General features: G+C 47.1%; 12 protein-coding genes. 2 read left to right on the forward strand and 10 right to left on the reverse strand.

Features of this window, described 5'->3' with window-relative positions; translation table 11 throughout:
* Positions 1-72: 72 nt before the first annotated feature.
* From DMI82_RS10235 to DMI82_RS10270, 8 genes are all read right to left on the reverse strand, one after another.
* Entirely contained in the window at positions 73-843 is a 771-nt protein-coding gene (locus DMI82_RS10235; RefSeq protein ID WP_110103227.1) for a prolipoprotein diacylglyceryl transferase, read from the reverse strand.
* On the reverse strand, positions 843-1658 hold the full coding sequence (locus tag DMI82_RS10240; RefSeq protein ID WP_110103228.1) for an arginase family protein: 816 nt from the start codon (positions 1656-1658) through the stop codon (positions 843-845). Before DMI82_RS10240 ends, DMI82_RS10235 begins: the two co-directional genes overlap by 1 nt.
* Positions 1659-1701: 43 nt before the next feature.
* Positions 1702-2646 carry a DUF308 domain-containing protein gene (locus DMI82_RS10245; RefSeq protein ID WP_110103229.1) on the reverse strand — a complete coding sequence of 315 codons (945 nt, stop codon included), beginning with the start codon at positions 2644-2646 and terminating at the stop codon, positions 1702-1704.
* 168 nt (positions 2647-2814) lie between these two features.
* Positions 2815-3006, reverse strand: a complete 192-nt coding sequence (locus DMI82_RS10250; protein WP_015527205.1) for a small, acid-soluble spore protein, alpha/beta type — start codon at positions 3004-3006, stop codon at positions 2815-2817.
* Between the two features lie 97 nt (positions 3007-3103).
* A complete protein-coding gene (locus DMI82_RS10255; RefSeq protein ID WP_015527206.1) occupies positions 3104-3286 on the reverse strand; it encodes a PspC domain-containing protein in 183 nt (60 codons plus the stop codon).
* A gap of 13 nt (positions 3287-3299) precedes the next feature.
* The gene (locus DMI82_RS10260) at positions 3300-4217 is read right to left on the reverse strand and encodes a DUF4097 family beta strand repeat-containing protein (RefSeq protein ID WP_110103230.1); all 918 of its coding nucleotides are present in this window, start codon (positions 4215-4217) and stop codon (positions 3300-3302) included.
* A complete protein-coding gene (locus tag DMI82_RS10265) occupies positions 4214-4990 on the reverse strand; it encodes a DUF1700 domain-containing protein (RefSeq protein WP_092068371.1) in 777 nt (258 codons plus the stop codon). The genes DMI82_RS10260 and DMI82_RS10265 overlap by 4 nt, the downstream gene beginning before the upstream one ends.
* 2 nt (positions 4991-4992) lie before the next feature.
* On the reverse strand, positions 4993-5310 hold the full coding sequence (locus DMI82_RS10270) for a PadR family transcriptional regulator (RefSeq protein WP_015527209.1): 318 nt from the start codon (positions 5308-5310) through the stop codon (positions 4993-4995).
* Positions 5311-5566: 256 nt separating this feature from the next.
* Between DMI82_RS10270 and DMI82_RS10275 the strand changes: the two genes are divergently transcribed.
* The gene (locus DMI82_RS10275) at positions 5567-7027 is read left to right on the forward strand and encodes an RsmF rRNA methyltransferase first C-terminal domain-containing protein (protein WP_192925808.1); all 1461 of its coding nucleotides are present in this window, start codon (positions 5567-5569) and stop codon (positions 7025-7027) included.
* Positions 7028-7079: 52 nt separating this feature from the next.
* Here the strand turns inward: DMI82_RS10275 and addA are convergent, their stop codons facing one another.
* The gene (gene addA / locus DMI82_RS10280) at positions 7080-10802 is read right to left on the reverse strand and encodes a helicase-exonuclease AddAB subunit AddA (RefSeq protein ID WP_110103231.1); all 3723 of its coding nucleotides are present in this window, start codon (positions 10800-10802) and stop codon (positions 7080-7082) included.
* Entirely contained in the window at positions 10783-14205 is a 3423-nt protein-coding gene (gene addB, locus DMI82_RS10285; RefSeq protein ID WP_330409242.1) for a helicase-exonuclease AddAB subunit AddB, read from the reverse strand. Before addB ends, addA begins: the two co-directional genes overlap by 20 nt.
* A 167-nt stretch (positions 14206-14372) precedes the next feature.
* On the opposite strand from addB, the gene DMI82_RS10290 reads away from it, so the two are divergent.
* Positions 14373-14810, forward strand: coding sequence for an FMN-binding protein (locus tag DMI82_RS10290; protein ID WP_110103232.1), 438 nt, complete (start codon positions 14373-14375; stop codon positions 14808-14810).
* Position 14811 lies beyond the last annotated feature (1 nt).

Consider the following 14811-nt stretch of genomic DNA (forward strand, 5'->3'; position numbering starts at 1 on the left):
ATGCAGCGAAAGCCTGTCCTTATACCACTATTGTCCAACTTTTTCCTGATACATGGAACTTCCCTGATTCATTTAAACGCAGCTCTTGCTGTCTCTTTTTTTCCTGATCAATGTCAGCAGCACGATTCCCGCAATCCCGGTAAAAATACTGATAAACTGGGATGTCGACAAAATCCCCACACTTCCACGGATAATATCCCCACGGAAAAACTCGATTACAAACCGTCCAATGCTATAAAAGATCAGATAACAGGCAGTGACCTGACCATCTTCTTTTTTGTTCCGTGCGATCAGCAACAACAGAAGAAAATGCAGAAAATCCAGTCCGCTGGAATACAACTGCGTCGGGATCAGCGCCACGTGATTGGGCGCATATTCAGAATTCTGAAATATCACAGAAAAAATACTCTCTGTCTCTTTTCCATAACAGCAGCCCGCCAGGAAACATCCGATCCGTCCAAATCCCTGGGCCAATGCCACAGATGGCAGGATCACATCTGCATATTTAAAAAATACAAGCTTTCTGATCCTGCAGTACAAAAGCCCCGTCAGTATCCCGCCGATGATACCGCCAAACACCACAAAACCAGAGCTTAAAGTTTCCATTATAAATCCCGGATCCTGGACAATTGATTTCCACTCTGTGATCCAGAAGAGAAACTTTGCACAGAAAAATCCCCCTACCAGGCACCACAGGATCATTGGAAAGATCTGTTCACTGTCAAGCTTCTGTTTTCCGGCTCTGTATTCTGCAGTCAGGCAGCCTGCCACAATTCCAATGGCGATCATCAGACCATAACCGTATACCGTAAATGGCCCGATGGTAAGAAGTTCATTTTTCATCAGTTTCCTCCTGTTATCTTATTCTTATTTCCGTCATGATCTTCGCTCACGTATGCGGACAGAAAACACTCCAGCAAAGCAGCATTGGCCCGGTCATTCAAGGCGCTGTTTCCAGATTCTGCCACATCACATTCACCACAGATATCCACGCCCCGGATTCCCTCTGCACATATTTCTCTGACCCTCTTCAGACATTTCAGCATCGTATTCAGGCGCATGTCTCCCTGGCTCCAGTTCGTGTCCGCATCATCCTTGCAGAGAACATCTTTATCCACAGAAATGTACAGCGGCAGCTTTCCCACATGCTCACTTACAAACGCACACACTTGCGCTTCTTCCATTTCCAGAAGCTTCTCTCTGCTCAAGAACTCCACCTTTTCCTGAATCTCCGATTCCACTCTGGAAAAAGCCTCCTCATCCGGGCCGATCAGGATCACCCTTTTAAGCAATGGAAGTTCCATAACAGAATCGTAGATCCATCCTCCGCAGGAAAGCAGACCTCCGAATGCCGGCGGCTGCATATCCGTGTGATTGTCAAATACAAGAAGCGAGAAAGGCTCCGATATCTTTTCCAGCCAGATCCTTGTCATATAGTGATAGTTTCCGGAATCAATAAAATGGATTCCTCCGGAAGAATAAGGGGCAATACGGCTGCGAATGGCATTCATCGCATCCTCATCACAGTAGCAGTTGGTTCCGGGAATGTCCCTGGCCTCCACCCGGGATACTTCTTTTCCCCTCCAGAACTGCTGATCCTCATATATTCCGGAAAAATCCATCATCAGTATCTTTATATTTTTATCTGTATTTTTCATGTGCACATCTTACCACGGAATGGCAGATGATGCAAGAGAAGGGTCAGTCCTTCCACTCTTCCAGTTCTTCATCGGAACCGTCCAGAAGATCCTTCAGGCTGCCGGTTTCCGCCTGGTCTTTGCCTACAGCCCAGAGCTTCATCTCCACATTCTCCGGTTCTTTTTCCCATCGGGAATTCTTCTGCTTTTGCTCTTCTTCCGGTTCTGTGGGTTCTTCTGTCTCTTTTCTGTCCGCAGAATATCCGTCTGCATCCTGTGCCGGCATAGCCGCTGTAGTCTCTGCTGTAGTTTCTGTTGGATATTCTGTTTCCTTCCCACTCTGCTGCTCACTCGGCGCGTTTTCATCCTGGGTTCTTGTATCATTTGTCACATCCATATCTGCCGTTTCATTTACAGCATCGGAACTGTCTGCACCAGAATCTTCCTTCTCTGTCTCCGCTTTTTTTGCGATCTTTCGAAGCCCCAGCTTCATAATAATATAGAATACGATATCCGCAGCTCCGTCACACACCAGCACCCAGCCGGAAAAGATCAGCAGAGTCATGATCTTCGGAAATCTTCCAAACAGCATCACGATTCCAAGTGCAATGAAAACAAGACTTCCGATCAGAAGCACGCTCCATGCGCCGTTTCCTCCTTTTTTCAGAAGGAAGGCTCCTTTAAACTTCCACAGACTGTCAACCAGTACAAATGCGCTGAGCATCCATGGAAGCAGTTTGATCACGATGGACGGTGTCATAAAAAGAAACACACCCAGCACAAAAACAACCACACCACTTAGAAGATCCATGATCGTAGCTTTCTCTTTTCCACGTATGTAAATATAGATATGATAAATGCCAGCTCCGATGAGGATCAGCCCGAATACTACTTTGCAGATCACGTCCACCGTCTGCGTGGGGATCAGGATCAGGCAAAGTCCCAGCAGTATATAAAATACTGAGGAGATGATCTCACCCTTTAGAATGTTGTTGATTTTTTCACCCATGTTCCTTCATACCTCCTCTGTTATTCCAACAGTATAGCTCTTTTCCACTGGTCAGTCCACCCTGAACCGTCAAAAAAATTTCTTTTTTCCAGAAAAATATTCTTATAATTCAATACAGCCCGAAGGACTTTTCCGGCGTCATTTCGCCTTGTTCCTTCAGGCTGTATTTTACTTTTTATGTTTCTTCTTTTTTGTCATAAGACCACCGATCCGTCCGGTTTCTTTTGCAGAAAGGCTTTTCCACCCGTCTTTGATCACTTTATCCAGAACTCCCATCTCATCGGCAATCTCGTATTTCAGTTTTTCCGCCTGGGAAAGCTTTCCCTCAAGATATGCTTTTACTTCTTTCTCCCTGTTCATCTTCCACACTCCTCATCTTTTTTATGGAGTATGGACAATTTCCGGATAAATTATGCATTCTGAAAAATATGTCCGTCCTTTATGGGTACTGTCATTTTTAATCCGGGATAATGATCGCCGCAATGATATACGCCAGGATTCCGGCTCCGCCCATCAGCGTGATGATCACCCATACCAGCCGGACAAGAGTCGGATCGATATTAAAGTATTCCGCAATTCCGCCGCAGACACCACATAACATACGGTTTACTGATGATTTGTATAGTTTTTTGTTACTCATAATGCTTCCTCCTTTAATCTTCTTCAAATTCAACCTCAACGTTTCCCATTCCGCAATCCAGTTTTATATTTTTCGTGGCACCTTCATTTGTGATCTGTTTATTTCCGGAAGTAATGGATGTTTCCAGAGAATCATCCACCTCCAGATTTCCAAGACCACATTTCAGCTCATAATTATACTCAGTAGCTTTTCCTGTAAGTGTAAGCTCCATATCTCCCATACCACAGCTTCCTTTTAAATTCTCCACCTGAAGTTCACTGATGTCAGCAGTTCCCACTCCGACTGTAAAATCTGCTTCCTTTATATCCAGGCTGCTGGAATTTTCAATGGTTCCGGCCCCCACATTTACTTCCATCTGCTCCGCTTTAAAATCACCATCCAGTTCGATGGTTCCGGCTCCCATCTGAAGTTTTATCTTCTGAAAGCTTAAGTTTTCCGGGCAAAAAATTTCTATGGAACGGTTTCTCACTTTTTGATTGCTTGCAATTCTCAGACTACCGTTGTCATTGCTGATCTGAATGCGATTGTGATCCTTCCCTGAAACTTTCACCTGGACTTTATCCTCATTCCATGTTTTCAAAACCAGTTCTTCGTATCTCAGATCACAGAAAAGGTCTGACACAGCCGAGGCCTCATATACTTTCGTATATGCGGAACTGTCTGCACTGTCTGCCAGAACGCCCTTCTCAGTTACCGCGCTCTCTGCATTTGCCTGAAAATCGTCCTCCTGCTCATCCATATCTTCCTCGGAATCTTCCACTTCCCAGCTGTCTTCATGATCCAGAACACGAAGCACCTGCGTGATTCCATGATCCAGAACACTCACATCTCCCATAGTCGCTCCCATGGCAGCTCCGCCGGCAGTAAGTCCCAGGCCTGCCACACCGAATACCGCTGCAAGGATCAGAATTACCTTCAGAAAACGTTTCATACTTTTTCCGCCTTTCTTCCATTCAGGAGATTGCTGCAGAATCCCGTAAATTTCCGCAGGATCGCAGGCAATATCTTACCTGTAAACCACACCGTCAGTAACAGTAACAAAAGTCCAAATGCCATCATCAGGCATCCGATACCGATAGTCAGGATCCCGGCCGGCGGAAGAGACACCGTCATGGCAATCCCAACAACAATGCACGCAGCTGCACCGATCACAAGGATGATCGATCCCGCTCCTGCAAAAAATGTCAGCAGGAAAGGCAGCAATGCCAGTGTCACCAAAATCCCCAGTACTCCGCCAAATAATCCTTTTATCAGAGGAGCCGCAAAAACAAGAACGATCAGCGCAAGAATGATTCCTGCCTTATTCTGCTTTTTCTCTGCGTGATAGCCGCGCTGGGCACGTCTTTTCCTGCGGTCTTCGAAATTTTCTGTATTTCCCGTATCACGATGGGCCTCTCCCTGTCCATTTCCGTATACGGTTACTTCTGTATAATGGTCCGGCATTTCCCCGTTCTCTTTCACACGGGTATCCTGATATCCGTTCTCTGTGTATTCCCCGTAATCTTCACTGTTCTCCTGAAGATCTGCCTTAATGATCGCAGCAACCTTCCCCGGATTTCCCAGTTCCCGGATCACTTCTCCTTCATTCTCAGGACCTGCATCATCAAAATATCCTTCATAATATTCCAGTGCTTCCTGTCTCTCTGCCTCTGAAATATCGGAAAGCAGCCGTTCAAGCTGTTCCATAAACTGCTTTCTGTTCATAATCAAACTCCCTCCTCAAACATCCTGGTGATCTTGGATGAATAGATCTCCCATTCACTTCTGTAAAGATTCAGCTGCGCTGCGCCCTTATCTGTCAGCTTATAATATTTCCGGTTTCTGCCTGCATATTCCATATTGTAGGCTTCCAGACATTCATCCTTCTGAAGCCTGCGAAGGACCGGATACAGCGTAGATTCTGAAACCTCCAGAACACTTCGCACATCCTGGGTGATCTTGTACCCGTAGGTACCGTCCTTCTCTCTGGAAATAACAGCCAGGACGATCGCATCCAGGAGGGCTGCTCCTGTATTAAATACCATCTGCTCACCTCTCTATGACCTGTAAAACGGACATTCACATTCCGTCTTACTACATGCTGATGAACGCGATCACTTCACGATCCAACGCTCACATGATAAGTCATGTAATATTGTTCTGTGAATAATACTATATATCGTATAATATAGTTTTGTCAATAGTATTTAGAAAAATCCCTCTATACTTTATAATATTTTTCGGAAACCACTCTTTTCACACAATATCCGAAAGAGTCAAGTTTATATTATGGAGGAAATTATGACAGATTCAGATAAAATACAGACATTACCGCTTCCTTTTCTGGAGCGTATGAAAGAAATGCTGGGAGATGATTATGATGCTTTCCTGAAAAGCTACAAAAATCCCCGCACCTACGGTCTACGTGTAAACACCGCCAAGCTCTCCTGCCAGGATTTTCAGGCGCTTTCCCCTTTCCCTATCCGGCCGATCCCGTGGATCAATACCGGATACTTCTACGAGGAGGAAAGCCGCCCTGCACGATGTCCTTACTACCAGGCGGGTCTTTATTATCTCCAGGAACCAAGTGCCATGACACCGGCTTCCAGGCTTCCTATCGAACCTGGAGATTTTGTCCTGGACCTCTGCGCAGCTCCCGGAGGAAAAGCCACTGCCCTGGGTGCAGCCTTAAATGACACCGGATTTCTCCTTGCCAACGATATCAGTACTTCCAGAGCCAGAGCCCTTCTTAGGAATCTGGAGCTTTTTGGCATGAAAAATATGCTCGTCACCGACGAAAAGCCCGCCAAACTTGTCCAGCGTTTTCCTGCTTTCTTCAATAAGATCCTTCTGGACGCTCCATGCTCCGGGGAAGGCATGTTCCGAAAAGAGGAAGCCCTTGCCCGCGACTGGACACCGGAAAAATCTGCTGAGCTTTCTGATATCCAGAAAGACCTGGTCTTAAAAGCTGCCGATATGCTCCGTCCGGGCGGAATGCTGCTTTATTCCACCTGCACTTTTTCCCCATGTGAAGACGAAGAAGTGGTAGCCTATCTTCTCAGACAACGCCCGGATATGGAACTTATGGAAATGCCAGAATATGAAGGCTTCTCCAGCGGCCGCCCGGAATATGCCGGCACAGCAGACACTTCCGATTCCGAAATCGCGTTAAGCTTAAATGCATTTAATCCGGAAGAACTTCAAAAATGCGTCCGAATCTTTCCACACAAAATGGATGGCGAAGGTCATTTTCTCGCCCTGTTCCGCAAAAAAGGTGACTCTCTTCCACCCGTTTTCCGCTTTTCCGCAAAAGGACCGGACAAAAATACCCGGAAATGGCTGGAGGAATTTTTCTCTGAGATCGGCCTGAAAACCATTGGCGGTCAGGAATTTGACTGGAACCGTGTGGAAGTCCGCAAAGATAAAGTATACTATCAGCTGCCCTTCCCGCTGGATCTCCGCGGAATCTCCTTTCTTCGAAACGGCCTCTACCTGGGTGATCTGAAGAAAAACCGTTTTGAGCCGTCTCAACCTCTGGCGCTGGCGCTTCACAAAGGAGATGTGGAAGCAGTTATCTCCCTGCCGGTTTCCGACGAGCGGCTTACCCGTTATCTGAAAGGCGAAACTCTTATGATCGAGCCGGAAGAGGCCGCTCACAAAAAAGGCTGGCACCTTCTCTGTGTGGACGGTTATCCTCTCGGCTTCGGAAAGCTTGTAAACGGGATCCTGAAAAACAAATATCCTGCTGGCTGGAGAGTGTAATCTCTCCGCCGCAGGATATCTGCCCACATTAACATATCATTTCATTTTCAGATCAGAGACTGAACGCTTCTCCAAGAGTAAACGAATAAATATACCGTTCCTTCACCTTCCGGCCTGTCATCCGTTCCAGCGCCTGGGCGTAATCCTCCAGCTGTACATGATAACGGTCGATCAGCTTCTGTTCTTCTCCACGTCTCACAAAGTCCGTTTTATAATCCACCAGAACGATTTCTTCATCCTCTATAAAATACGCATCAATGATTCCCTGTACCAGAACATTTTCCTCACACCGCCACTGCGGATCAAGCTCCGAAGCTTTTCTTGCGATCACAAAAGGCTGCTCCCGGAACAGAAGTCTCTTCTCTGAAGCTGCTTTCATCCGCTGTCCGAGAGGTGCTTCCACAAAATTCCAGATATCCTTTACCCGGACCGACTCAGCCTCTTTTCTTTCCATCTTCCTGGCGTCAACCCATTCTCTCAGCTGTCTGCGGATCTCATCCCTGTTTGCTGTCTTCTGATAGTCCAGGCATTCCATTACACGATGATAAGCCGTTCCACGAAGTGCCCCTGTATACCCTTCCTCTTTCTTCTCCTCGATAAATCGGGGAACCAGCGGCTGGATCTCTTCTTCCGTCTCATAATCCACCGTTTCTTCCAGATCCTGCTCACTGTGGTAGCTTCGCTTTTTCAGTTCTGATACACTCACCTTCACAGGAAGATCTTCCAGATAGTGATAGGGATATACAAAGGAAAAACGTCTCTGGATCTCCTCCCGGATCTCACTGTCAAAAACTCTGCCCGGATTCCAGTTCTCCAGTGTTTCCTTCTTCATTTCCCGCTCTGCCTGTTCCATAACCTCACTTTCTGTCAGTTCCCGTGCTGTGACCCGTGTAACTTTGAATTCTGCCGGATCTTTGTACAGAGGATTTGCGGTATTCATAAAGATGCCATATTCATGAAATAATGGTGCCATGCATCGATGTCTTGCCAGTGCCGGAAGCACATAATCCCAGTAAGTCTTCCCGCCAAGCCTCCTGCCCAGAGAAAGCAATGGTTCCTCACTGTCCCTTAATGCGGACAATTCCCCCAATTCCGGATGCAGGGCTCCAATAGTTCCACTGAGGATCAGTTTTTCCTTTGCACGTGTAAGCGCTACATAAAGTACCCTCAGCTCCTCTCCGAGGCTTTCCATCAGAAGCGCTCTCCGTATGATCTGCTTACACAGGGATGGAGCGATGATCCTCTTCTCCGGCAGGATCGCATCCGCACCGATCCCCAGCTCCGGATGGATCAGGATACTTGCGTTCATATCCCGGAAATTAAAGCGTTTTCCCATTCCTGCTGCAAACACTACCGGAAACTCCAGTCCCTTGCTCTTATGGATCGTCATGATCTGTACTGCACTTTCCCCGGTTCCGGAAAGATTTACCTCCCCGTAATCCACCTGATACTGCTGAAGCTTCTGGATATATCTTACAAAATTAAAAAGACCTCGATAGCTTGTCTTCTCATATTCCATTGCCTTTTCCACAAGCATGTTCAGGTTTGCATTCCTCTGTTCACCATTTGGCATTGCCTTTGCATGGTCTCCATATCCGGTACGTGCAAGTACCTCCAGGATCAGTTGATGGACCGGCGTGTAAGCCGCCTTATCACGAAGTGTATTCATGGTGTCCATAAAACAGGACAGCTTCTCTCCGAGGATTTTTTTGTTTTCCTCAAAGCTCCCATGCTTTCTGTAGTCCTCCACAAACCTGCACACACATTCATAGATCATTCCTTCCGGATATGCGATCCGAAGCTCAGCCAGCTCTTCTGTGGTACATCCAACGATCGGTGAACGCAGTACGCCGGTCATGGGAATATCCTGCAGCGGATTATCCAAGATCCGGAGATAATTCAGCAGTGTCACAACCTCTGTTGCAGAAAAATATCCGGTTCTGGAAGCCGTATATACCGGTATCCCTCTTGCACTCAAAACCTCCCCGAAGGTTTCAGCCCAGCCTGAAGCAGATCGGAGCAGGATCACGATATCTCCATATTGAAGAGGTCGATACTCTCCCGTTTCCTTATCCAGCACCCGTTCATGCCCTACCATAGATCGAATCCTTCCTGCAATGGCAAGGGCCTCCAGCTCTCTCTCATTCTCCGTTACTTCTTCATCCTCCTCTTCCAGCAGCGGACTGTATTTATCCACAAGAAGGATCTCTGTTTTTACAAATTCCGGATCCTGGCCTTCCGGAAAAGAAGCTCCGGGATACAGAGCTGCCGCCTCGTCGTAGGCAATTCCTCCCAGATCTTCTCCCATGATCTGCCGGAAAATAAAGTTGACACTTTCAAGGACTTCCGGTCTGCTTCGGAAATTTTTGTGCAGGTCGATCCGCTGTTCCGGACTGTCTTCCAGTGAATAGCTCTTATATTTTTCCATGAACAGTTCCGGACGGGCCAGACGAAAACGGTAGATGCTCTGCTTTACATCTCCTACCATAAAGATATTTTTGCGTTCATTGACCCAGCCGGAAACTGTCTGCATCAGGATCTCCTGAACCAGATTACTGTCCTGATACTCATCCAGCAGGACCTCATCATATTTTTCAGAAAGCTCTCTTGCCGCCTGGCTGGGCACATAGGTTTCTCCTTCCTTTTTCAGAAGGATGTCCAGGGCAAAATGTTCCATATCTGAAAAATCCAGAACATTTTTTTCACGCTTCTTTGCCTGGAAACGTTCTGCAAAATCCTTTGTCAGCTTTACCAGCATCTCCAGCGGTGGTGCAGATGCTTCTGTCAGTTCCGTCAGCTCAGCCAGATTTCCGTAAAAATATCGGATTCCCAGTTCCTTCAGATTATCTTTTGCATCTTCGCGAAGAGTTTTTACCAGATTTTTCAGCTGCTCCGATACTCCCTCCATTTTTTTTGAGGAAAGTCTTGCAAACTTCAGATTCCGGAGATTCTGCGCTATCTCATCATAATCCCTTTTAACGGACAGTTGTTTTAACTGCCGGATCAGTATCATATCCTTTTCCAGAGCCTCCAGATAAAGCTCCGGTCCATCCTGGAGCTGACAGGTCTTCATTGCGGTTTCTGTAAGCTCTTCCGCTTCTTTCAGTGCGCAGTCTGCAGCCTCCCACAGATATCGGAACCATCGCGTTCCCTCAAGACCTTTTTCCGGATCCAGATGATAATTCTCCACACAGCTGTCCAGCCATTTTTCGGGCCATGGATTACTCATCGCAGCATTATAAAGCTCCAGCACATGTTCCTTCAGTCCTTCATCCGTTTTTCCTGGCGCATAGCATTCCACAAATGCAGTAAAATCTGCCTTTCTTTCTGCATAATGATCCTCAAAAAGCTCCTTCAGCACATCTTCCTGCAAAAGCTTCAGTTCACCCTCATCTGCAGTCCGGTAACCCGGATCCAGTCCGATCAGATGAAAATAATTTCGGATCACATAGGCGCAAAAGCCGTCAATGGTAGTGATCTGTGCCGTATGGATCAACGTCATCTGTCTCTGCAGATGCTCATTATCCGGATCTTCAGTCAGTGCCTGATCCAGTCCACGTTCGATACGTTCCCGCATCTCTCCCGCTGCCGCCCTTGTAAATGTCATGATCAGAAGACGGTCAATGTCCACCGGTTTCAAAGGATCCATGATCTTACTTAAGATCCTCTGCACCAGCACTGCAGTTTTACCGGAACCGGCTGCTGCGCTGACCAGAATATTCCGGTCCCGGAGCGTGATGACCTTTTTCTGCTCCTCAGTCCATTTCACTGCCATTCTCTTCCTCTCCCTTCATGATCTTTTTCCACAGTGCATCTTCTTCTATGGACGACAGCCTGTGAAACTCATATCCCGGTATCTTCCTGTCGAAGCCGCACACAGTAAGATACGGACAATATGTGCAGGCATTCTTTTTTCCAAGTTCATAGGGTTCCACTGCCGCATTTCCATCCAGGATCGATTCCCTGATGTCACAGATCTTTCTCCGCACATACGCTCCCAGAGCATCAAACTGCTTCCTTGAGGCAACAGAAGATCTTTTGCTGAAGCTTCCGTCCCGGTTCAGGGATACCGGTATGGAGGCCATAGTGCTGTCGATTTTGGTACTCATATTATCATCTGCCTGTACAAGCCCGTTCATTTTCATTTTCTTCAGCATCTGCTCATTGATGCTTTCCATATCCGCATGGATCTTCTCCTGTATCATAGGATCCTTCACATTATAATAAAACACACCGGCCGGAACGATCTCGCGATCCGGATACTTCCGTTTTTCCACCTGTAATGCTCCATCTAGATAGACCATCAGCTGAAGCCGAAGGCCATGATACAACGCCAGCAGATCAAACGAAGTATTTCCGGTTTTATAATCGATCACCTTCACATAGACCCGGTTGTTCTCCGGCTCTTCCATGATATCCACACGGTCGATCCTTCCGCCCTGAAACCTCACCTCAAATCCTTCCGGCCGGAATGCTCCATGCTTCAGCTGTTCCTGCAAAGCCCACACGGTACGCCGCAAAATACGTCTGGTCCGTTCGATCATATATTCATTTCTCGCACTGCTTTTAAGGATCGTATTTCCGTAATCTGCGGAAACCTGATCCAGACAGCTGTCTATGATACGGTTTCGCTCTTCCTCCGTAAGCTCTGCCCAGTCCAATCCCTCTTTTCGGACTTCCACCGCAAATTTTTCCAGTGCCATATGCATGACATTTCCCATATCCATAGCCCGGAACTCATACTCTGCACGTTCTGTAATCTTCAGTCCATACTGCAGAAAATGTGCAAATGCACAGGCCGCAAAACGCTCCAGCCGGGTAGCACTGTACGGGGAAATTTCTCCATAGAGGATCTTTGCCACTGTTTTTCCGATCTTGTCTGACGGTCGTTCTGAAAAAGATGCCTCTGTAAGTTTTTTTACAAGGATCCGGTATTCCGGGCTCTGAAGATACCAGCTGTACAGTTCCTGGAAGACCGCATTATCCTGGTAAGCTTCTCCTGCAAGCCCTCTCAGGAAATAATCCAGGCTGATTCCCGGAAGCTCCAGTAATTCCATAGGTTCCTGCATATCTCCGCACTGCCGGATCTCCATTTCCGGAAACATCTCCCGGATATTACTGACAAGAAAGGCCGGACTCAGGGCTTTTCCCTGGCTGTCAGACTGACAGAAGGACAGACAGAGCAGTTCTCTTGGCTTGGTCATGTTCAGATACAGATAAAATCGCTGCATGTTCATCAGTTCCTTTGGCCCCGGTGCAAGCTGGATCCCCTGATCTTTAAAAAATTCTCTGTCAATCTCCGTAAGCATTCCTCCACCAGATGTATTCTTCGGAATATTCCCTTCATTTACTCCCACAAAAAACAGTGCACGGATATCCTTCAGCCTGGTTCTCTCCATATCTCCCACAAGTACCTGGTCCATACTTGGCGGGATCAGAGCCACCTTGGCCTGGTTCAGTCCTGTTTCCAGAAGCTGACGGAAATCCTGGCGGTTCACGGTTTCCTCTCCAAGGATCTCCACCATATTATCCAGAAGTTCCATAACAATTCCGTAGATCTGGGCATATTCCTTTTCCATGGCCTTGTCGCCCTGTTCCTTGAATTTCAGTTCCTGATGCTTCAGTTTCTGCTGCACCTGGCTCCGCACTGCAAACTCGTAGAGAAAAGTACAGTATTCCCGCACCGTCTTTTTCCCACCTTTAAAGCTTAGCGCAATCTCTCTGGTCTCATCTGCGAACCGCTGCCGGATCTCATTAAGCCTCTGAATGCTTTCCGGCGGCATTCCCCGGTAAATACGCACCCACACTTCATCCCATTTCTTAAATCCACGGATACCAAGAGCCAGCACATAATTCTCCAGAAGGTCTGCTTCCTCCCTGGTCACACAGGACATTCCGCACCGGAGATACCGGAATACACTCTCATAGGAAAAATCCTGCACTGCCATCTCAAGTGCTGCCCGGAAATATTCTACAAACGGATTCATCAGGACCGTGTGCTTCTCATCAATGAAATACGGGATCCCTGCTGCTGTAAATACCTGCTTTGCAAGATTTCCATACTCCTCCAGGTTACCTGTGATCACGGCGATCTCACCGTAACGGCAGCCCTTTTCCCTTACAAGTCTGGCGATCCGGCGGGCAGCTTCTTCCATTTCCTTCTGCGGGTTCACTGCCGAAAACATGCAGATCTCATCCTGCGCTTTTTTATATATATTTTTTCGGTAACGGAAGATATTTTTTTCAAGGAAATGAAGGGCAGGTGCCTGGGAAAAGCGGGATTTTCCCACATCCTTCAAAAGAACCGGTGTCTCGATCTCCCTGGTCAGCTCCGAAAGCCCGTGGATCATCTGACGGCTCATATAAAAAAGCTGATAAGGTTTTCCTCTCATGCTCAGATTCTCATCCGCATCCATGGTCACCGTTACCATCACCTTCTCACAGACAGCAAGAAGTTCTCCCACAACACGCATCTGAATAGGCGTAAAACCGGTGTAACCATCCAGAAGGAGTACACTGTTTTTCATTTTTTCAGAAAACGGAAGAGCTTTTTCCAGCGCATCCATTACTTCTTCTCCTGTCATATAATGATCCTTCAGATATCCGGTAAATGCCTGGTAAAGAACAGCTACGTCTTTCAGCTTCATCTGAAGTAACGCTCTGTCACCGGAATCCTCGATCATCTCCTGGATCTCACTGTCCCGGATATCGTACTGCATAAACTCCGACAGGATAGACTTCACTTCATCCAGGTATCCCGCTTTACGCATCTGACCTCCCAGATAGGAAAGCTTCTTTCCATGCTGCTGTACCATCTTCTGCAGCACCATACTCTTACCGGTTTCTTCCAAAAGGATGCGGCTGTCTCCTCCAACTTCCTCCAGAACACGGTATGCAAGACGCTCAAAGCTCAGGATATCAATATTCAGGATTCCCCTGCCCGGACTCATCTCCACCAGTGTCTTCTGGGTCTGCATGGTAAACTGCTCCGGCACGATCACATAAAAAAGCTTCTCAGGATGCAGCCCTGCCTGTTCTATGATATTCTGATAAGCATAACAGGATTTTCCGCTTCCGGAACTTCCTATGATAAACTGTAATGACATCTTCATCCTCCCGATCACTTGCAGATTTTCAGTCATTCCGGCGCCATCCTGCGCCTGAAGTATTCCTATCATACCACAAATTCTGCTCCTATAGAACGGTCGTTCACTATATTCTGAAATATCTGCCTGCTCTTTTCCTTATTTTTCTAGGCACAGTATCGAATAACCTGCGCACAGCTGTGGCATAAATCCTCCCTCCCGATAATAAACTATATAAAAAGCTTTGGGAGGCGTGCGCCATGAGTTCCAAAACCAGGATCATCGTCCTACATATGAAAGAGATCATTTACACAGCTGTCTTTCTGGCTCTCGCTGTTGTTCTGGCTGTCGTTCTTTTCTTCATGTTCGGTCCCGGAAAAAATACCAGTCATACAGACAGCGAAAAATCCCGCTACAAGCCGGGCGTCTATACCTCTTCCATCACCCTGAACGAGAATACCTTCGATGTGGAAGTTACTGTAAATGCTGACAGGATCAAGGCCATCCGTCTGGTGAATTTAAATGAAACCACAAAAGCTTCCTATCCTCTTATGGAACCGGTTCTGGATTCTTTGGCAAGTCAGATCTATTCCAGTCAGTCCCTGGAAGACATTCAGTACGCAGGAGACCGGAAATATACCTCCCAGGTACTCCTTTCAGCTATCACGGATGCAGTAAAAAAAGCGGAGAACACTTAAG

It is taken from the genome of Blautia sp. BCRC 81119 (assembly GCF_003184505.1).
Taxonomy (GTDB): domain Bacteria; phylum Bacillota; class Clostridia; order Lachnospirales; family Lachnospiraceae; genus Blautia_A; species Blautia_A fusiformis.

Excerpts from the sequence above, each read along its gene's own strand:
- DMI82_RS10235 (WP_110103227.1), bottom strand. The coding sequence starts at position 843 with ATGAAAAATGAACTTCTTACCATCGGGCCATTTACGGTATACGGTTAT.
- DMI82_RS10240 (WP_110103228.1), bottom strand. The coding sequence starts at position 1,658 with ATGAAAAATACAGATAAAAATATAAAGATACTGATGATGGATTTTTCC.
- DMI82_RS10245 (WP_110103229.1), bottom strand. The coding sequence starts at position 2,646 with ATGGGTGAAAAAATCAACAACATTCTAAAGGGTGAGATCATCTCCTCA.
- DMI82_RS10250 (WP_015527205.1), bottom strand. The coding sequence starts at position 3,006 with ATGAACAGGGAGAAAGAAGTAAAAGCATATCTTGAGGGAAAGCTTTCC.
- DMI82_RS10255 (WP_015527206.1), bottom strand. The coding sequence starts at position 3,286 with ATGAGTAACAAAAAACTATACAAATCATCAGTAAACCGTATGTTATGT.
- DMI82_RS10260 (WP_110103230.1), bottom strand. The coding sequence starts at position 4,217 with ATGAAACGTTTTCTGAAGGTAATTCTGATCCTTGCAGCGGTATTCGGT.
- DMI82_RS10265 (WP_092068371.1), bottom strand. The coding sequence starts at position 4,990 with ATGAACAGAAAGCAGTTTATGGAACAGCTTGAACGGCTGCTTTCCGAT.
- DMI82_RS10270 (WP_015527209.1), bottom strand. The coding sequence starts at position 5,310 with ATGGTATTTAATACAGGAGCAGCCCTCCTGGATGCGATCGTCCTGGCT.
- DMI82_RS10275 (WP_192925808.1), top strand. The coding sequence starts at position 5,567 with ATGACAGATTCAGATAAAATACAGACATTACCGCTTCCTTTTCTGGAG.
- addA (WP_110103231.1), bottom strand. The coding sequence starts at position 10,802 with ATGGCAGTGAAATGGACTGAGGAGCAGAAAAAGGTCATCACGCTCCGG.
- addB (WP_330409242.1), bottom strand. The coding sequence starts at position 14,205 with ATGATAGGAATACTTCAGGCGCAGGATGGCGCCGGAATGACTGAAAAT.
- DMI82_RS10290 (WP_110103232.1), top strand. The coding sequence starts at position 14,373 with ATGAGTTCCAAAACCAGGATCATCGTCCTACATATGAAAGAGATCATT.